At 53.0% G+C, this 19368-nt stretch carries 17 protein-coding genes; 1 reads left to right on the forward strand and 16 read right to left on the reverse strand.

The genetic code is table 11. The features are described 5' to 3' along the window. Positions 1-18: 18 nt before the first annotated feature. The 13 genes from LKH74_RS02280 to LKH74_RS02340 all read right to left on the reverse strand — a co-directional run bounded on the left by LKH74_RS02280 (position 19) and on the right by LKH74_RS02340 (position 13146). The gene (locus tag LKH74_RS02280; protein ID WP_135368462.1) at positions 19-300 is read right to left on the reverse strand and encodes a YggT family protein; all 282 of its coding nucleotides are present in this window, start codon (positions 298-300) and stop codon (positions 19-21) included. Between the two features lie 12 nt (positions 301-312). Continuing rightward, complete coding sequence (locus LKH74_RS02285) at positions 313-756, reverse strand: cell division protein SepF (protein WP_135368463.1); 444 nt, start codon at positions 754-756, stop codon at positions 313-315. Positions 757-798: 42 nt separating this feature from the next. Next, positions 799-2064, reverse strand: a complete 1266-nt coding sequence (ftsZ, locus tag LKH74_RS02290; protein WP_135368464.1) for a cell division protein FtsZ — start codon at positions 2062-2064, stop codon at positions 799-801. A 22-nt stretch (positions 2065-2086) separates the two neighbouring features. Then, positions 2087-3415 carry a cell division protein FtsA gene (ftsA, locus tag LKH74_RS02295; RefSeq protein WP_135368465.1) on the reverse strand — a complete coding sequence of 443 codons (1329 nt, stop codon included), beginning with the start codon at positions 3413-3415 and terminating at the stop codon, positions 2087-2089. Positions 3416-3556: 141 nt separating this feature from the next. Continuing rightward, positions 3557-4417 (reverse strand): cell division protein FtsQ/DivIB, encoded by an 861-nt coding sequence (locus tag LKH74_RS02300; protein ID WP_287707775.1) that lies wholly within the window; start codon positions 4415-4417, stop codon positions 3557-3559. A gap of 47 nt (positions 4418-4464) precedes the next feature. Then, positions 4465-5559, reverse strand: coding sequence for an undecaprenyldiphospho-muramoylpentapeptide beta-N-acetylglucosaminyltransferase (murG, locus tag LKH74_RS02305; RefSeq protein ID WP_135368467.1), 1095 nt, complete (start codon positions 5557-5559; stop codon positions 4465-4467). Beyond that, complete coding sequence (murD, locus tag LKH74_RS02310; protein ID WP_287707774.1) at positions 5559-6938, reverse strand: UDP-N-acetylmuramoyl-L-alanine--D-glutamate ligase; 1380 nt, start codon at positions 6936-6938, stop codon at positions 5559-5561. The genes murG and murD overlap by 1 nt, the downstream gene beginning before the upstream one ends. A gap of 670 nt (positions 6939-7608) precedes the next feature. Next, positions 7609-8580, reverse strand: coding sequence for a phospho-N-acetylmuramoyl-pentapeptide-transferase (mraY, locus tag LKH74_RS02315; protein WP_434737626.1), 972 nt, complete (start codon positions 8578-8580; stop codon positions 7609-7611). A gap of 21 nt (positions 8581-8601) precedes the next feature. Next, positions 8602-10761, reverse strand: coding sequence for a penicillin-binding transpeptidase domain-containing protein (locus tag LKH74_RS02320; protein ID WP_287707773.1), 2160 nt, complete (start codon positions 10759-10761; stop codon positions 8602-8604). After that, on the reverse strand, positions 10761-11162 hold the full coding sequence (gene ftsL, locus LKH74_RS02325; protein ID WP_287707772.1) for a cell division protein FtsL: 402 nt from the start codon (positions 11160-11162) through the stop codon (positions 10761-10763). The genes LKH74_RS02320 and ftsL overlap by 1 nt, the downstream gene beginning before the upstream one ends. A 31-nt stretch (positions 11163-11193) precedes the next feature. Next, positions 11194-12138, reverse strand: a complete 945-nt coding sequence (gene rsmH / locus LKH74_RS02330; RefSeq protein ID WP_287707771.1) for a 16S rRNA (cytosine(1402)-N(4))-methyltransferase RsmH — start codon at positions 12136-12138, stop codon at positions 11194-11196. A gap of 21 nt (positions 12139-12159) precedes the next feature. Further along, positions 12160-12591: a division/cell wall cluster transcriptional repressor MraZ gene (mraZ, locus tag LKH74_RS02335; RefSeq protein WP_287707770.1), complete on the reverse strand. Its 432-nt coding sequence runs from the start codon at positions 12589-12591 to the stop codon at positions 12160-12162. Positions 12592-12792: 201 nt separating this feature from the next. Continuing rightward, positions 12793-13146 (reverse strand): DUF3397 family protein, encoded by a 354-nt coding sequence (locus LKH74_RS02340; RefSeq protein WP_135368473.1) that lies wholly within the window; start codon positions 13144-13146, stop codon positions 12793-12795. A gap of 656 nt (positions 13147-13802) precedes the next feature. Between LKH74_RS02340 and LKH74_RS02345 the strand changes: the two genes are divergently transcribed. After that, complete coding sequence (locus LKH74_RS02345) at positions 13803-13925, forward strand: DUF4044 domain-containing protein (protein WP_125577081.1); 123 nt, start codon at positions 13803-13805, stop codon at positions 13923-13925. Between the two features lie 436 nt (positions 13926-14361). On the opposite strand, the gene LKH74_RS02350 is transcribed toward LKH74_RS02345, so the two are convergent. The 3 genes from LKH74_RS02350 to LKH74_RS02360 all read right to left on the reverse strand — a co-directional run bounded on the left by LKH74_RS02350 (position 14362) and on the right by LKH74_RS02360 (position 19133). Then, a complete protein-coding gene (locus LKH74_RS02350) occupies positions 14362-16710 on the reverse strand; it encodes an FtsK/SpoIIIE family DNA translocase (protein ID WP_287707769.1) in 2349 nt (782 codons plus the stop codon). 18 nt (positions 16711-16728) lie between these two features. Continuing rightward, positions 16729-17241: a tRNA (cytidine(34)-2'-O)-methyltransferase gene (locus LKH74_RS02355; RefSeq protein WP_135368475.1), complete on the reverse strand. Its 513-nt coding sequence runs from the start codon at positions 17239-17241 to the stop codon at positions 16729-16731. A 332-nt stretch (positions 17242-17573) separates the two neighbouring features. Next, the gene (locus tag LKH74_RS02360) at positions 17574-19133 is read right to left on the reverse strand and encodes a DUF5776 domain-containing protein (protein ID WP_287707768.1); all 1560 of its coding nucleotides are present in this window, start codon (positions 19131-19133) and stop codon (positions 17574-17576) included. Positions 19134-19368: the final 235 nt, after the last annotated feature.

The raw sequence follows: 19368 nt of genomic DNA on the forward strand, positions 1-19368 counted from the left end.
CCCCTCCTCTTGGTTAAATTAAAGAATTAATCCAAAAATCATTTGCTCTAACGCCGATAGTCCGTATTGGACCAGCGTCAACACGATAATGGCCACCACCGGCCCAAAGCCTAGCGGTCCCACCGACACGAATTCAAAGTACCGGAGAAACGGCTCGACCAACCGGCCGATGATTTGACCAAATTTAGACTGATAGCCACCAGGGAGCCAACTGAGCAAGGCATACACCACAATTAACAGGATGTAAGCACTCACGGCCCAGTTCAGGACTTTAAATAGCAAAAGTATGAATTGTATCACTGTGATGCTCCTTTATTGTGTGACTTGAGTCCCGAGATTAGCGGCAACGTCGCCACTGACCTCAAAGTTGTGGGGCGTGCAGAGAAAAATCTGCTCACCGATGCGTTTGATTTCGCCCCCCACGGCAAACGCGGTCCCGTTTAAGAAATCCACGATGCGTTGGGCCTGGGCTTCATCTACCCGGGCGAAATTAACGATGACGGCATCCCCGCCCGTAATTTGTTTTGCAATCGACTTGGCATCCGAATAGATTCGCGGTTCGCAGATCGCGATATGACTGGTACTTGGCTTTGCAGATCGCATGGCAACCACCTTTCGACTATCAACTGGCCGATTCGGGGTAGTTGGCGTTGGCTGTGACTTAGCTGTGGGGGTCGATGAACTGTCTTCCTCGTAGTCTTCGTCATACTCGTCGTTCATTCCGAAAAATTTGCTTAGACTAAACTTCTCCGCCATGGTGCGCCACTCCTCTCAACACGAATTCTATCTGAACTGCTCTTACTTGCGCCGCCGTTTGAAAAATGGTGGCGTATCTTCACCCTGGTTATCGTCCCCGTTAGAGGTGTCGTGTTCACTCGGGTTGAAGATATTGAAATCAGGCTTGTCAACGCCGGCAAATTCATTGCTGGCATTGTTGGTGCTCTTCGGTTCTGGCCGGTGAGCGGGTTCGCGAATATCCCAGTTGCCAAACGGATCCTTGTCATTTTCTTGGGTCGGTTGGTCGTTACGGCTGTCGGTCGTCCGGTTTTGTTGGCTTTCGGCACGACGGGCAACGCGACTGTGTTGGGCTGCTTCCCGTTCTTCCTTCTTCTTATCGATCCCAGTGGCAATCACTGTGACCCGTACTTCATCACCTAAGTCTTCGTCGATGGACGTCCCGAAGATGATGTTGACATCGCTGGTAGCGGCATCGGAGACAATCTGTGAAGCGGCTTGGGCTTCAAACAAGGACAGGTCGGGACCTCCGGTAATGTTCAACAGCACTTGTTCGGCGCCATCGATAGAAACTTCCAGCAGTGGTGACGAGATAGCCTTTTTGGTCGCGTCTTCCGTTCGGTTTTCGCCGTTGGCAGAACCGATTCCCATTAAGGCCGCTCCTTGGTCCTTCATGACCGTCTTCACGTCGGCAAAGTCCAAGTTGACGTAACCAGGACTCGTGATCAAATCAGAAATCCCTTGGACCCCTTGACGTAACACGTTGTCGGCTTCCTGGAAGGCTTCCATCATCGGCGTCTTCTTGTCGACAATTTCTAACAAGCGGTTGTTGGCAATGACGATCAACGTATCGACATTTTCCTTCATGGCCGCGACCCCTTCAGCGGCGAAACGACCCCGCCGTGGGCCTTCAAAACTAAATGGTCGGGTGACAACTCCCACCGTCAATGCGCCGCCTTCTTTGGCAATCTTGGCAACGATTGGGGCAGCCCCGTTCCCGGTACCACCGCCCATACCGGCAGTGACAAAGACCATGTCAGCGCCTTGTAAGGCTTCCGTGATCTGTTCTTCGCTTTCTTCAGCGGCCTTGGCCCCCACTTCGGGGTTGGCACCAGCGCCGAGTCCCTTGGTCAGTTTCGGTCCAAGTTGAATCTTGGTTTCGGCTTTCGAGGCTTCGAGGGCTTGCACATCCGTGTTGGCCACGATAAATTCGACACCCTTGACGTCTTCAGCAATCATCCGGTTAACGGCGTTGTTACCCCCGCCGCCGACGCCGATCACCTTAATGATCGCGCCGTTATTTTGAGCAGAATCTAGTGAGTATTCCATTTGTGTATTCCTCCATCTCGCGTTAGTCGAAGAAGTCGCTGAAGAACTTCTTGATACCTTCAGTCCGATTTTTCTTCTTTTTTGGTTTCGGTTGCTTACCCTGATTTGATTGCGCCGGGGCAGCTTGCTGCGTTTCTGCTGCTTGTTCCCGTTGGCGAATCTCATCGGTTTCATCGGCTAGTTGGGTGGAGCCCGTCAAGGCACTCTTGATGAGCAGGTCAATCTCACTCAGCCCCCCAAAGTATTTCACTAGGGCCAACGCCAATGTAAAGGACGGATGGCGTAACCCCATTTGATCAGGCACATAAACCCGAACATTAGTGTTAAATTCGTCGGTTGCCAGATCGGTGATGCCTGGCAGGGCCGCCACCCCACCGGTCAAGACGATGCCCCCGGGGAGGTCTAAGGCTTGCACCTTATCCAGGTTGCCCCGCAGGTGTTTGAAGATCTGGTCCAAACGGGCCTCAATGATCTCCGCTAAGTATTTTTCTGAAACGGGCGTTGGTTGGCTTTGACCCACCACGTCCACGGGAAACTCGTCTTCATCACTGGCCTGCGTCGAATCGGCGTAACCGTAGTCGCGCTTTAACTTCTCCGCACTGTCCAGCGAGGTGTTTAGGACCACGGAAATATCCTTGGTAATAAACTGACCGCCCTCTTGGTCAACGTCAATGTATTTCAACTGGTGGTCGTGAATGACGGCGGCGGTGGATTGGCCACCCCCCAGGTCGATCAAAATCGTCCCGAAGTCTTGTTCGCCATCATTCATCACCATCATGCCTTGGGCCATCGGGTTGATGACCGTGCCGCGTAACTTCAAGCCGGCTTGTTCCACGGCTTTGCGGGTGTTGTGCATGATCGTCTTGGGCCCGGTAAACAGCGTCCCGTGTAATTCCAAACGCACGCCGACCATGCCGCGGGGGTCCTTGATGCCATCAAAGCCGTCCACAACAAATTCATCGGACAGAATATCGACGACCTCACGTTCCGGTGGCAGGCTTTGAATCAACGCTGCTGTTGCCACATTCCGGACATCGCGGCCAGTGATTTCGCGGGACTGGTCATCAATGGCGATCATGCCACTGCAAGGTTCAATTTTTAACATATTTGCGGGAATTCCCACAATCACATCGTGAATTTCAATGCTGGCCTTCTCTTCGGCTTGCCGGACGGCCCGTTGAATTGCTTCAGCGGCTTTGTCAATATCCACGATTACCCCGCGGCTGACACCGTTCGAACGTTCGTTTCCCACGCCAATAACGTTCATCTGCCCTTTAACATTCTCAGCAACAATGACTTTTATTGAGGTGGTTCCTATATCGAGACCAACGTACATCCCTGAATTATCCATAGAAAAAGGAACCTCCTAAGTTAATCAATCTAATAACACTGCATGAATTCGCTTTTTCCCTAATTATTTTACAGTTTACCACATTTGATAGGGGTTAAAAAAGCCTTTATGGCGCTTTTCTTCGCTGCAATCAAAATGAAATTATTTCTTAAAGGCATACGAGTAAGCGCCGACTTCCAAATTAACGACACCCTTTTGCTTCATCTTGGCCGCAATTCCCGGGTAATAAGCCATTTTTTTGGCAAAACTCGAAATGCTGGCGTAGACTTCGTTGCCATCGTTCATGAATAGGTGCACCCGTTCCGGATTATCCTTGGTCGGGGCGTCCTGAATTTCACTGATGCTGCGCTTGATGTCGCCATTTAACTGGGCATACTGCAAAATCATACGGTGCAGGGTCTTGGCCTGTTTGAAATGACCATAGACCGGGGTGCCACTCTTGGGTTGGGTCACGGACTGCTGACTCACGACCCCATTTTCCAACACCTCGTAGTAGCGGTTTTGTTTCATCACGTAACCCGCCGTCGCAAATTCCTTGACGTGAATCGTCACGTGATTGGGCCGCCGCAGGCTGATAGTAACGGTCTTGAGCCGCGTATTGCGCTTGCGGGCCTGCTGGGCCAGGTGTTGCTCGTGGCCCAGCACCTTGAATACGGAATCGCCCGCGTGGATGTGGGCCGCTCGTTGGACCTGCTTGGCCGACAACGCCGACGTGCCCGTGACCTTGACCGCGGGAAAGTGACTCAGCGGTGACACCAGGTAGACCATCGCCAAGATCACGACGGTAAAGCTTGTCAGCAGGATGGTCAACCGGCGAATCAGCTTGCGGTTCCGTTGGTGTTTCAACCGCGGTAGCTTGTCGCCGATTCGCTGAGCCTGATGGATCCATTTCGGCGTCTTAGCCTGCTTGCGCTTCTCCTCGGCCTGTTTTTGGTAGGCTTCCCAAGGGGTCAAGGGATGTTGCGGTTGTTTTGATTCATTGCGGTTCAAGCGAAACTTCACAGGCGCCACCTCCCATCCACTGGTTTTGTGCAGCCACGAACGGCTGGCTAGTTTTGCTTGAGTGATTCAACGACGTCTAAGACGCGGTCCGCGGCGTCGGGAACCCCCAATTGCTTGGAAGCCGCCGCCATGTCTTGTCGCAAAGCGTCGTCTTTCATCAACTGGTCAGCCTTGCTTAGCAGCGTGGTACCACTCAGGTTCTCCTCGGTGATAATTTCCGCGGCACCGACCGTGGCCAGCGACTGCGCGTTTTTCATCTGGTGATTGGCGGTCACGTACGGGCTGGGAATCAGGATCGACGGAATGCCATCGGCCGTGATTTCCGCCAAGCTCGTCGCCCCGGCCCGGCCAACGATGGCTGCGACCTTGGGCAAGACCTCCGGCATGTTGCTGATGTAGGGCTTGATCACCACGTTATCGGCCACCTGAACGTCCTTGAGCTCGGCCATGACGCCATCATAGCGCTTTTGCCCGGTCACAAAGACCACTTGGTATTGCCGTTGGTTAAATTCGGGAATCGCGGCCACCGTGGCAGCGTTGATCTTCAAGGCCCCCTGTGAGCCCCCGAAGATCAGTAACGTCGGCACGTCATCTTTGAGTCCGTATTCGTGCCAGCTAAAATGGCTGACGATCTCCGCGGCTTCTTGGGCCCGGGGATTCCCCGTCTTGACCATCTTTGTCGCCGGTAACTGATCCAGCGCCGCGTCAAAAACGTAGGCGATGCGGTCCACGTAACGGCTCAAAAACCGGTTGGTGATACCGACCACACTGTTTTGTTCGTGAATCAAAGTGGGCACGTGCAACCGCGCGGCGGCGTAGACCACGGCTCCGGACACGTAGCCCCCGGTCCCCACGACCACGTCCGGCTTGAACTGCCGAATCATTTTCTTGGCCGCGTGCACGCTCTTTAAGAAGAGATAGATTGTTTTAAAGTTTTCGAGTGATAAGGAACGCTTGAAGCCTTGGATCCGGGTCGCCTGAAAGGGAATTCCCTTGGCCGGCACGATGCTACTTTCCAGCCCGCGTTCGGAACCGACGTACATGACGGCGGAATCCGGCTCCCGCTTCTTTAACGCCTTGATGAGTGCCAGCGCCGGGTAGATGTGGCCCCCGGTACCGCCGCCCGATACCATTAATCGCATTATTTTTCCTCCTGTTTCCCGGTCAGTTGTTCAACGGCCTTGATGAACCGGTCGCCTCTGACTTCAAAGTTCGGGTATTGATCCCAGCTGGCATTCGCGGGTGACAAGAGCACGATGTCGCCCGGGTCACTCAGTTGATAAGCCAATGGGACCGCCGTTTCCACATTGTCGGTCAACTTGATGGTCTGGATACCGGCTTGCTTGGCGGTGTCTTCCAGTAACTTCGCGGTCTGGCCGAACAAAATGATAGCCTTCACGTGGGCCTTAAAGGACGGGATCATCTTTTCAAAGGTGTAGCCCCGGTCCAATCCCCCGGCCAACAAAACGACGGGCGCCTTGAAGCCCTTCAACGCCATTTCCGTAGCTTCCATGTCGGTCGCCTTGGAATCGTTGTAGTATTGCCGTCCCTCGGCTTCGAGGACGAATTGTGTCCGGTGCCGGACCCCGCCGAAGCTCTTTAAGACCGCCACGATGGCAGCCGTGCTGACACCCTTGATCTTGGCAACGGCGATGGCGGCCAGCGCATTTTCCACGTTATGATCGCCGGGCACCTTGATGTCGCTGGCGGGCATAATGGTTTCTTGCTTAAAGTACAGGATGCCATCCTTTTCGTAGGCGCCGTCTTCGGATTGGTCTTGACGTGAGAATGGGACCACTTGCGCCTTGGTATTTTGACTCAGATCGCGCCATTCTTGGTTGTCAAAGTTCACCACGAAGTAGTCGTCGGCCGTTTGGTTGGCGGTGATCTTCATCTTAGCCGCCACATAGTTGGCCCGCGTCTTGTGGTAGTCCAAATGGTTCGAGAAAATGTTGGTCAACACGGCGATGTGGGGATGAAATTCAGTGGTTTCCGCCAACATGAAGCTGGATACTTCCAGCACCAAGGTGTCATCTGGCGTGACCTCTTGGACCACCTTGCTGGCAGGAATCCCAATGTTACCGGCGTAAACGGCCTTGCCTGCTTGCCGGTCATGCGCGACCATCTTTTGGATCATCGTGGTCGTCGTAGTCTTCCCGTTGCTCCCAGTCACGGCAATGAGTTCTGCGTCAGCCACTTCGCCGACCAGTTCCATTTCCCCAATCACCGGAATCTTTTCGGCCAAGGCCCGCTTAACGACCGGTACGTCGTAGAAAATGCCGGGATTCTTCACAATGTAATCGTACCCGGGATCCAACAGATCAGCCGTTTGTTCCCCCGTAATCACGGTAAAGCCGGCCGCTTTCAAGGCTTGGGCATCAGGATTTTCAGCCAACGGTTTGACATCACTGACGGTAACCTGTGCCCCCAAACGCTTCAATAAATGCGCTGCATTGACCCCACTTTTCGCCAATCCCAAGACCAGCACTTTTTTGTCTTGATACGTCGTGATTTGTTTCATAATAACCGCTCGCTCTCCATTCTCTTTGATTAATCATTTTTTAGTTTTTTGACATTCAGCCATTTTACTGCGGCTAAGCGTTCAGCTGGGCGCCGATAGCCCCCATTAGCAACAGTCAAGCAATTGGATGTCGCCACTACGTTCAGCATAACTGAAACCAGTTACGCAGCAACTAGACAAAACCCAATTATCTGCCGAAACCTGGTCTAAAAATGACGCAAGGTTACGCTTAGTTTGCCAACAACTGGCAGGCAGCGATTGACTGGCCTAGATTGTGTTGTCACTAACTGCTGTGGATACCGCACAACTATCGGCCAAAAACTCACTAGAAATGCGTCCAGCTGTGGGCCCGAGACCGTGCCATGATAAAAGTCGCCATCCAACCCATTTGTTGTTGACAAGCATCTTTGTAGCCGAGAGTTCGCCAAATATGGGTTCAGCCGTGGGAGTTCCCTTAGCGGCGCGGTTCATGCCGCTTAGGGAACTGGCGTCTTTGAGACGTGAACTTCGGCTCAAAGCGAGGCGTCGAGACCGCCTTTTGGCTCGGCCCGTCCGCCCCAGCGTTCCAACCCATATTTGGCGAACGGTAGGCGGCTGGTTTAGCCAACCCTAAGACAAAAAATGGGCTAACCAGCGCTAATGAGCCAGTTAGCCCATTAGTCGTCAGAAGCTATTTTGCCAAGATGGCCCACACACCGGTCAACGCGGTAACCAAGCCAACGCCCCAGAAAGTGAAGTCGATCTTCCATTCGCTCCAGCCCTTCATTTCGAAGTGGTGGTGAATAGGACTCATCAAGAAGATGCGCTTTCCAGTTAGCTTGAATGAGGCAACTTGCAAAATAACACTCGCCGTCTCAATCACAAAGACCAAGCCAATCCACAACAGCGACAATTCGTGATGCAACAGAATCGAGACCGCGGCTAGAGCACCACCTAAGGCCAACGAGCCGGTGTCACCCATGAAGATTTTAGCTGGTTTGTGATTAAAAATGAGAAACCCGAGAAGACTGCCGACTACGGCAAAACAGAATAAAGCAATATTCATTTGGTGTTGTTGCCAGGCCACGACGCCGTATGCCAAAAATGAGATGCTGGCTAACCCACTTACCAGGCCATCTAAGCCATCGGAGAGGTTAACGGCATTACTGAACCCAACTAACCAAATAATCACGAAGACGGCATACCAGCCACTCATGTGCCAGTTACCGAGCCCCGGAACGTGTAATTCCATGGGCAGCTGTTCGTGGGTGTAGACCCAAAATAAGATCAACGCCCCCACGATTTGGCCCAGCAACTTTTGCCAAGCCTTCAGCCCTTCATTTTGCCGGTGGAACAGCTTGATGCTGTCGTCCCACATCCCCAGGCCACCGTAGAGGACCAGGATAAAGAGCAAGATCCACGTGGTCGATAATACCCGATGAGGCGCCACTGCCCAACTGGTGAGCAGCGTCATGACCACGATGGCGACGATGAATAACAGGCCCCCCATGGTTGGCGTTCCCGACTTCTTTTCGTGCCACGTGGGCCCTTCTTCACGAATCATTTGCCCTTCGTGCCGTGCCCGGAAATACCGGATCAGTGACGGCATAAACGCCGCCGTAATTATAAATCCACCCAACAGTGGCAACAGTACATTCATCATTGTCTCTCTCAATCCTCATTCTCATTTATTTTGTTTCAAAGTCACGGTCAATCCAGCGCCCGAGCCGACAGTGGTGCCCGCCTTGACGCTTTGCTTGGTAACGTACCCGTCACCAGTGACCGTCAGTTTCAAACCTTCTAACTGTGCTAATTTTACCACATCACCCTTAGACCAGCCGGTTAAACTTGGCAAAGCCACGACACCACCGGTCTTTAAGAAAACGCGTTGGCCCTTGTATAAGGTCGTGCCCGTCTTCACGGACTGACTCAAGACCTTACTGCCGGACCCCAAGGTGGTCACAGTGGCGCCCGCCTTGGTCAGTGCACTGGTCGCGCTCGACACGGATTTGCCAGTCACCGCGGGCATCTTGGTGTTCGTAGTGCTCTTGGTCTCCGCATCCTCTTGCAAGGCCCGGGCCATCACCGGTTTCATGATCGACGCCAGCAGTTGCGTGGCGGTCTTGCTGCCCAGATGGGGTTGCTTCATAGTGATATACATGACGTACTTGGGGTTGCTAGCGGGCACCATGGCGGCAACGGAGTACAGATAACTGTCGTCACCAGAGAGGTAGCCGCTCCCATTGCTGACTTGCGCGGTCCCGGTCTTGACGGCCACCCGCTCGCCACTCATTTTATAGTCGCCCCCAATACCATAACTCTTATAGACGACATCTTCCATGTGTTTGCGAACCGCCTTAGCCGTTTTGGCCGAAATGGGGTTGCCGACGGTCTTGGGATCGTACTTGGCGACGGTCTTGTTGGTGTTGGGGTTAACGACCTTACTAATCACGTAAGGCTTCATCATTTTCCCATTGTTGCTGACGGCGGTCAATGCCTGCAGCATCTGGAAGAACGTGACCTGAATCCCTTGACCAAAGGAGGTGTCGGCCTGTTCGATGGGCCGCTTGAAGGCAATGCTTCCGGTCAATTCGCCCGGTAAGCCCGAATGGGTACTCTTCAAGAAATGGAAGCGATTGATGTATTTCTTCCAGGTCTTGGCGCCCATCTGTTGTTCCAAGTGGGCCATGGCCACGTTACTGGAGAGGGCAAATCCCTTGTTATAGGTGATGGTTCCCCACCCGGACGTGTTCCAGTCGGGCACGGTCTGGGTCCCAATCGTGTAGCGTCCGGATTGATACGTGGCGTTACCGTTGTAATTGCCACTATCGATTGACGAAGCCAACGTGAAGATCTTCATGGTCGACCCCGGTTCATACGCGTCTTGGACCAAGGTGTTCCGCCAAATCTGGCTGAGTCCTTCCTTGGTCGAAGCGTTAAACGTCGGTCGTTGGGTGGCGGCCAGGATGGCACCAGTCTTGGCGTTCATCAAGACGGCATTCATCGAGTTGGCCTTGACCTGGTTTTGGACGCTGCTCATTTCCGTTTCCAATAAGGTCTGCAAGCGCGTGTCCAACGTGGTGTAGACGTTGTCGCCGTTTTGGGCTTTCTTGTACTTTTGCTTGGTCCCGGGCAGTTGATAGCCGTACATGTCTTTTTTGATCTTCTGTGAGCCATTGGTTCCAGTCAGCTGCTTATTAAAGGCCTGTTCCAGCCCCATGGTCCCAGTCAGCGTCGTTTCGCCGGCCTTATTGGTCTTGGATTCCGCTAGACCAATCAGATGCGAGGCAAAGACCCCGTTGGGATAGAGCCGCGCTTCTTGTTGAATAAAATTGACCCCACTTAAATGAGCCTTTTGAATCTTTTGCTTGGTGGTCAGCGAAATGTTTTGCCCAGCCGCTCCAAATTCCACCTGGAAGGTGTTCTTCTTGCTGGGATTCAGGATCTTGAGCGCCTGTTTGCGGGTAATCGGCAGGTATTTGGCCAGCACTCGCGCAATCTTAGGCTTGTTCGTCGCGTACAGTTTTTGCCCGTTGATGCCGACTTGACGCTTGTCCAGCACCACGTACAACGAGTACACACTGGTATCCTCGGCAATCGCCTGACCGTTGGCATCGTAAATGGTACCCCGCTTGGCCTTCAGCGTTTCATTGGCCGTATATAATTTTTGCGCCTGGGAGCTCAGATTGACGTTTTGCACGTTCTTACCAATGGCGATATACGAAAAGCGGCAAACGATGAAAATAAACAACACACAGATAGCGTAAAACAGAAACCGGCCAAGACTCTTGCGGTTTCTGTTCGGTTGCTTATTCATCGTTTGACGCTCGTGGGAATCTTTCATTATTTGTTTACATTCCTTATTCTGGCATTTTCTAAACTCAAGCCTTGCTTTTTAGCAATTTTATCAAGTCGGCTGCGACTCTGCAACTCATTAATCTGTTGCTGCGTATTGGTGTTGTGATTTTGCACCGTCGTGATTTGATTGTTGATGCTCTGCAAGTTGTGCTGCGCGTTGGTTAACGCGATTTTGGACGACACGACACACACCATCATGACGGCTAAGACCAAGCCGCACGCGGTTAAGAGACACTTTTCGAATTTAGAAACCGGCAACTTGTGGCTGCTCGGGTGCCGTTGGGGGCTGACCCGTGGCTGCGCCTGACGTTGCGGCTGTTCTATGTTTGGGCGTTGTTGGGGTTCCTGGGTTAGGGGAACCGCTTCAGCTAAATTATTCTGCGCCATAAATAATCATCTTCCTATGTCGATATTTGATTTATTTAATTTTCTCTAAAATTCGTAATTTTGCGCTGTGCGCGCGGTGGTTCACCGCAAGTTCTGCTTCGGATGGCGAAATCGGCTTGCGATTGACTAGCTGAAAATCAGGTTGCAAGTTGTCTGGAATCACGGGTAAGCCCTGAGGTAATTCCGGCAGTGATGATTGTTCGCGAAACATGGTCTTGACCAAGCGGTCCTCTAAGGATTGAAAAGTAATGACGCTGATCCGACCGTGTAAATCAAGTAAAGAAACGGCTTGTTCCAGGGAATCTTCCAAGGCGCCCAGTTCGTCGTTGACGGCGATGCGGATGGCCTGAAAGACCTTCTTGGCCGGATGGCCCCCATGCCGACGCGCGGCCGCCGGGATACCTTCCTTGATGATCTCGACCAGTTGACCCGTCGTATCGATTGGCGCCACGGCTCGGTGACGTTCGATGGCCCGGGCGATGGGTTTGGCGAACTTCTCTTCACCATAACGGTGGAAGATCCGCATTAAATCGTTAAATTCCCATTCATTGACCACGATCCAGGCCGTGAGCTTTTGACTTTGATCCATCCGCATATCCAACGGTGCGTCGTGTTGGTAACTAAAGCCTCGATTCGCCTCGTCGAATTGCGGGGAGGATACGCCCAAATCATACAAGATGCCGTCCACGGCGGTCACCCCACGCTGATTAAGTTGCTCGCGAATGTCTCTAAAATTGCTCTTGATAAAGGTTAATTTACCTTCGTCGATGTATTTTTTTAAATGTTCTTGATTATAAGTAATGGCCGTTTGATCTTGATCAAAGGCATACAGATGACCGGTCGTTAATTGCTCGAGAATGCGCTGGCTATGACCGCCGCCACCGAGAGTGCAGTCAACATAGGTGCCAGTTGGCTGAATGGCTAATCCCGCCACCGCTTCTTTGAGTAATACCGTTACGTGATGAAAGTCTTCCATAAACACTCTCCTTTCTTAGCGCTACATGCCAAAATCAATGAGATTCTCAGCAATATCGTCGAAATCTTCTTCGGCCTTGGTGGAGAAATCGTTCCACCGATCGGCACTCCAAATTTCAAAGCGATTGGCCACCCCGACGATCACGCATTGCTTAGTTAACGCTGCGTGGTCTCGCAATGACTTGGGTAAATTGATGCGGCCCTGCTTATCGAGCACACATTCGGTTGCCGCGGAGTAGAAAAAGCGGACGAAGGCCCGGGCATCTTTTCGGTTGACTGGCAAGGCTTTCAGCTTTTCTTGCAGCGCTTCCCACTCTGTCATGGGGTAACCGAATAAACACCCATCCATGCCGCGCGTCACGACAAATTGTTCCCCTAATTGCTCACGAAATTTGGCGGGAATGATCAGCCGGCCTTTGGTGTCAATCGCATGTTCAAACTCGCCCATAAACATAGCCAATCACTCCCATTTGTAACTATCACCAAGTTTACCACACCCCCCCACTTTCTACCACAACGTTTCCGAATTTTTATAAATTTCCCCACAAATGCCAAAAAAGCCACGGCGAACAAGTGTTCACCGTGGCTTAACAGCCTTTATAACGCTTACTAAAAATGAGTTGTTACTCAAAAATATTAATATTTATGCATTAATTTAACTAATAACTAATAAAAAGCAGACCGCGAATCCGGCAACCCAATACAGGTCAGTCAGCCGCCAAAAAGTCCGAAAAAAAGTGGTGTAAAGCAACTCTTTGTTGTGAATGGCCTGAAGAAGTGTCACCCCGATACCGATCAACATCCACCCGATCACTAGCCACGGGAAAATTTGGCCAGCGCCCGCGGGAATCAGGATCATGGCGGCAATCAAAAAGAGCGGTGCCATCACGTCCCACGTATTGATTTGTGCCGGCCAATGCCGCCTGAACAGCCATTTGATCCCGCGAATCACTACCCAGCCAATTGCTAGAATGGCCAAGGTGCCCGCCGGTGATACCCAAAACGCCATGTTGTTTCCCCCTACTTCCACTTGCTAAGTTCTGTGCCACCGCTTAATTATAAGGATTTCTCCCACCCGTTGCAATCACCGCCGCGAACCACTAACGGAACTTAAGGTTTTTGGTGAACTGACGACGTTTGTTCTGACTGGCCGCCTTACCGTCGCGCCCAATATGAGCTGGTACGCGGTGGGCGGACGGGCCGAGCCAAAGGACGGTCTCGACGCCTCGCTTTGAGCCGAGAGTCACGTCTCAAAGACGCCAGTCCCCTAAGCACCGTGTCCCGTGGTGCTAAGGGAACTCCCACGGCTGAGCTCATATTGGGCGCGACTCTCGGCTACAGTAGCGTGTGGCCAGCTTCAACCATTTAGTTCGTTAGTGGCGTCGCCGCTGTTGAGCGCCCCCGACCCACTAGCAATTTCTCATGTGTTTTCCTTAGACACCTTCTGTGGGAGCACGTGATTTCTACGCCACTAGTACCCGTTAATCCTTGTGGTAGATGCTAATTTTACTCGTTTCACCTGCTATTAATTTTGCATTTCATTCCCGCTACGGTATGTCATTTTCCGAATTATCAGGCATTACTTTCCGCCTGGCGGTTGCAATTCTCTAGCGTCCACGGTAAACTAATTGAGTAAATTGGACTTAAAGAGGTGGCTAAACCCGCATGGAAAAAAAGAAAAAATCGACTTTTCAAAAAATTACCAACGTTTTCGTCTGGATCATGATTATCGCAACCATTGGATCACTGGTCTTTGGTGCCATTTCCTCACTCGGCTTAATGGGCTAATCAGATCTCGTCGTCCCGTTCTCTTGAGAATGGTGGCGGCTTTTTTTCTGCGCGACGCTTGTCAATGAAAGCCCTTTTAAAACGCATATTAATTAATCAGCCGCATATTGAGCCAAATCCTTGCATCGCCTGCCTGGCTCCGGAACGTTTGCACAGTTAGCTAACTTATTCACTAGTTCCTTGCTGGTGCCTGGTGCTCTTCGGCGACCATGATTGTGCTGGTCGCCTGCCGTCAAGCCAGTTCTCAGGCCGGTAACGTTCTCCAGAGCAGGCGGAACCTTGGCTGACGCAGGCGTCTGGTTTCACTAGATTTAGTTGTCAGAACACCGCTGTTACGGCAATCAGCGCGTTAATTTTACTTTCAACTTTCAGTCAAACACACAAAAAGGTGTTTCCCCGACCGCCCTCACGGTTCAGGAGAAACACCCTTTTTCATTTACGACTCATCTGATTGATCATTGTTATCTGGTTGCTTGTAAACTTGGCGTGGCTTGCTGCCCTCTTGGGGGCCGATGTAGCCGCGCTGTTCCAGGTCGTCCATGATGCGGGCGGCACGATTGTAACCAATCCGGAAGCGGCGTTGCAGTAGCGATGTGCTGGCTTTTTGCTGGTCGACCACGAAGGCCAAGGCATCATCAAAGAGCTCGTCGTCACTGTCGCTTGCCTCTTCTTGTTGGATCTCTTCGTCACTGACCATCATGTCTTCATCGTAATCAGCCGATTGCTGTTGCTTGATGAAGTCGACCACGTTGGCCACGTCTTCGTCCGGGATGAAGGCCCCCTGGACCCGCACCGGCGAGTTGGCGTCGACGGGTTGATACAACATGTCCCCGCGACCCAACAGCTTTTCGGCCCCGTTGGTATCCAAAATGGTCCGTGAATCGATCCCACTGGACACGGCAAAGGCAATCCGCGATGGCACGTTGGCCTTGATCAGCCCGGTAATGACGTCTACGGATGGCCGTTGGGTGGCCAGAATCATGTGGACCCCGGCGGCCCGTCCCATTTGGGCTAAGCGGATGATGGCATCTTCCACTTCGCTAGAGACCGTCATCATCAAGTCCGCCAATTCATCGACGACGACCACGATGTACGGCAACATGGGCCGCGCCTGGTCGTCTTCGGCGTTGGCCTTTTGTACGAAGGCATTGTATCCGGAAATCTTCCGCTGGCCAAACTGTGAAAAGAGCTCGTAGCGGCGTTCCATTTCGGCTACGACCTTGTGTAAGGCCCGCGCCGCCTTCTTAGGTTCCGAAACCACTGGCGTCAGTAAATGCGGAATCCCGTTGTACACGCTCAGTTCCACTTTCTTGGGGTCGATCAGCATTAATTTCAACTGATCTGGCCGGGCGTTCATCAACATGCTGGTAATAATGCCGTTGATGGCCACGGACTTCCCACTCCCGGTCGCCCCGGCAATCAGTAAATGCGGCATCTTAGTGAGATCCATGCTAACGACCTCACCGGTGACATTACGACCCAACGGTACCTCGAGTGGCTTGTTGGGATGCGGCGGCTGAGCTTCGACCACGTCACGAAACGCCACGGTCGAGACCTCCTTGTTCGGGACCTCGATCCCAATCAACGACTTACCGGGAATTGGCGCTTGAATCCGAATCCCCTTGGCCGCCAGTGCCAACGCCAAATCATCGGCCAGGTTCACGATCCGCGAGACCTTGACCCCGATGGCGGGATGCAGCTCGTATTCCGTCACGGAGGGTCCCAGGCTCACGTTTTTCACCTCGGCATCCACGCCAAAGCTGTCGAGCGTTTGCTTCAAGATCTTGGTATTGGCGTCAATGGCGTTGACCTCTTCCGTCTGGTCGGTCGGTGGAACCTGTTTCAATAGGTCGGCGGTCGGCAACTGATAGTTGGGGTCGACCGGCGTGCTGCTGGCCAGCGCATCCGCCACGGCACTGTCTTCTGTACTGTCGTCAGTCGGCGGAGCGGGTTGCTTGGGCTTGGCGTCCGCCGCCACCGTGATGTGGTAGCTGGGTTCCGCCTTGGCTGGTGCCTGCTTATCGTGCGGTTCCGGCAAGTCCTTGGCATCCGGATCCGTCGGCGTCTCCGGTGCTGGCTTAGTGGCCGGCTTCGGCATTTTGGCAGCGCGTTTGGCTTGCCGTTCCTTGGCCAATTCGCCGCCCCGTTTCAACGCGGTCCCACTGGCGGTCAGCCCGGAACGCAACGTTTCCCAGATACGCTGGCCCCACTGTTCCACACTGGCTAACGGAATCTGGAAGAACACCATGACCCCACTCAGCATGATCAGCCAGGCCGCAATTTGCGCCCCAATCAGGGCAATCAACCAGGCAATCACACTGAGTAAGAGCGCACCGATCACGCCCCCACCCAGCTGTGAGGTCAACCCGGCACTGGTCAGATCGGCCAGGCCGTTGTGCCAAACGGTCGACAGAAACTGACTGTGTTGGTCGACGGCTAAAAACTGACTGGCACTCATCCATAACAACCAGCCACCGTAGATCAGGCCACTCCCTACCAGGTAATGGCGCGCAATCTGCGGCACGGTGCCGGTCACGGTCAAAGCGACCCCCACCGCAGCCACTAAAATGAGGCCAAATTGGTAGGTGTCTCCCACCACGAGGCGCACCAGGTTCGCGGCTAAGGTGCCTAGCAAGCCCAGGTTAAAGAGTCCCAGCCCCGCCAGCGCGATCAGCACCAGCCCGACCACGTTGGCCGTATACGGAAACGGTTGCGACTTGGTCTTGCGGCGGGTCGTCTTGCGCTTGGTTGGACGCCGACGCGTTGTTTTTCGTTTGGTAGCCAACCGATGGCCTCCTTTCGCTTACTTTAATTTATCGTGCGGGTACTTGTGGACCCGTTCCAATTTCGGAAATTGTTGTTGCCGCAGGACTTCGTAGATGACGATGGCCGCGCTGTTGGACAGGTTGAGCGCCCGAATGTGGGTGTCGTCTTGCGGGATGCGGATGCATTTTTCCGCGTGCTTGCGCATGAAGGGTTCCGGCAAGCCCGTGGTTTCCTTACCAAATAAGAAGTAATGGTCGTGGTCATTGACTTGGTAATCCGGTTCCGTGTAGTCCTGGTCGGCAAACTTAGACACTAAGTACAGTTGCGTGGGATCACTCACCGTCTCCAAAAAGGCGGGCAAATTGTCGTGGTAACGGACATCCACCTTGTCCCAGTAGTCCAGACCGGCCCGTTTTAAGTGGGCGTCGTCGACAGAAAAGCCGAGGGGCTTGATCAGGTCCAAAATAGTGTCGGTACCAGCACAAGTCCGGGCAATGTTACCGGTGTTGGCCGGAAACAGCGGTTCAAATAACACAATGTGATTGCTCATAAATTCTCTTCTCCGTTCTGTTGTCAAACATTCGTTCTGTCTCATTATTATAGCCATTGCGGGGTTGCTTTGACAAGGGGCACCGGCAAATCTACCGGGGCTTTTGGGCGCAAAGACGAAAAGGTTCAGGTTCCCCGTTATTGGAAAACCTGAACCAATTTGTCAGCAATTATTTCACCTACTGAAGGTTGCAAGTGAAATTAACGCGCTAGTTGTTGTAACAGTAGTGTTCTGACACCTAGCTTTGAGCCGAAAGCCGCGTCTCAAAGTGGCCTCACGGTCGAAACGTGCGCCAACAGGCAACTGGTTGCGCCTGTTGGCCCACTCTTTTTTCAACCCTCAGTCACCTGAATAATCAAGCGCTTGTTGGCCGAAACGTAATCGCCGTTCGTCAACAATAAGCGCGTGGTCAGATGGTCGTGGACCAGTTTTTTCACGCGCAGAATCTGGCCGGCCCGATAATGGTGGCGTCGGTGAGTCAACGCACGGGTCCGATAGCCGTTGAGGCCTCGAGCCAAGACCTTGATCCGTCGCGGTTGGGTTTGATAATAGGCCGCCGTCACGTAGGCGGCTTTAGTCGTCACATACCCCGTCTGCCCCTTGGTGCGGCTATGAGGGGTGATGTCGCGCACGTGATAACGCAACCGCCCTTGCTTCGATCGCGCATACCCTAGAACCAGGAATTCTGGACGTTGTGCTCGGGGCTGCTTTTCGTAAACGACTTGCCGCGTCGCTCGCGAGAAGGTCGGCGTTCGGTAACGGGCAATTTGGCGCCGTGCCAGGATGACTTTTCTGGTCACCGACACTGGCGAACTGACCTTGGCTGCACTGCCGGAACTGGCCGCTGCATCCCCGCTGACCGACGAGCCAGTCGTTGTTGAACTGGTGGCTGAACCGGTCGGCGCGCTATTCTCAGCCGTCTTCGTGTAGGTCACGGTGATCTCCTGACGCTTGGCCGTGCCATCAAAGGCCACGGGGACACTGGTTTGCGAAGCGGTATACCCCGTAATCGTCGGTGAAGTCACGGTGGAACTTGGCTCCTGCCCCTGCGCCGTATGGTACCCGTAGATCACCTTATCAGCAGCCGCCGTGGTGCCATCGGCGTATTGATAATGAATCGTGGTGGTCATCAGATCTGCATCGGCAATGTACGTGACGGTCGCCCGTTGATCCGTCGTCCCAGTGAAGGTCACACTGGTTTTATCGGCCGTGTATCCGGTAAGTTTGGGAATAAACATCTCATCATCGACCGTTTGCCCAACGTACCCCGTAATCGTCTTATCAGTCATCGGTGCCTGAAGCGGACTGTCGGCAAATGACGGTAACGCCGCCCCATCTGACGTCTGGAAATGCACCTGCATCGCCGTTGTCGTCGCCTTAAACGGAATCTCCAGGGTCTGGCTAGTCGTCGTGCGCGCAATCTTTTGGGCCAATAGCTGCTTAAACCCGGCTTGGTCAAGCGTGAATTTGGCCGGGCCCGTATATGATGCCACCCCACTGGCGTCCGTCCAAGCCGACGTAAAATTGGCGGCACCATCTGCCAATGGCTGTTGGGAAACACCCTTGATATAGGCCATATCAAAGATGTCATTCGTATTCCAAATGCCATTCAAATAATTAGAGAACGCTACCAAATGTGTCGGAATGTCTTCTTGGAGGGTACCATTACCCGTGTCAGTTGGATTTTCCTTAGCGTATTCGTCGAAGACATCCTGATACGTGGTCGCACTGTCCGGTAGCTGGTTCACCGTGATGGTCTTGTCGAGGACAGATGTCTGCTTGCCCGTCAGTGGCGAAACGATGGTAAACGCCGATTGGTTATTGGCGTCTTCATTGACCATCTTCAGTGACAGGCTGTAACTCGAATCCGCCAACACCGGTCTTGGCGCCACACTTTGCCAGCCCCATCCAACACATACCCCGATTAGTGCAAGTCCTATTAGCCGCACCCATTTCACTGCCATCAGCCTCTTATTCGTTTATTTATTTAAATAATAAACCAATCGTCAGCGACTGAAACGGGTCATTTTCGGCTGTCTGTCCACCGCTTTTCAACTTTAGAAAAAACGGTACAAAAAAGCAGCTCCTCGGTGTGGGCACGGCGAGGGGCTACTTTAGTGAAGTGCT

Origin of the sequence: Levilactobacillus sp., from assembly GCF_022646225.1 — a bacterium.
Taxonomy (GTDB): domain Bacteria; phylum Bacillota; class Bacilli; order Lactobacillales; family Lactobacillaceae; genus Levilactobacillus; species Levilactobacillus suantsaiihabitans.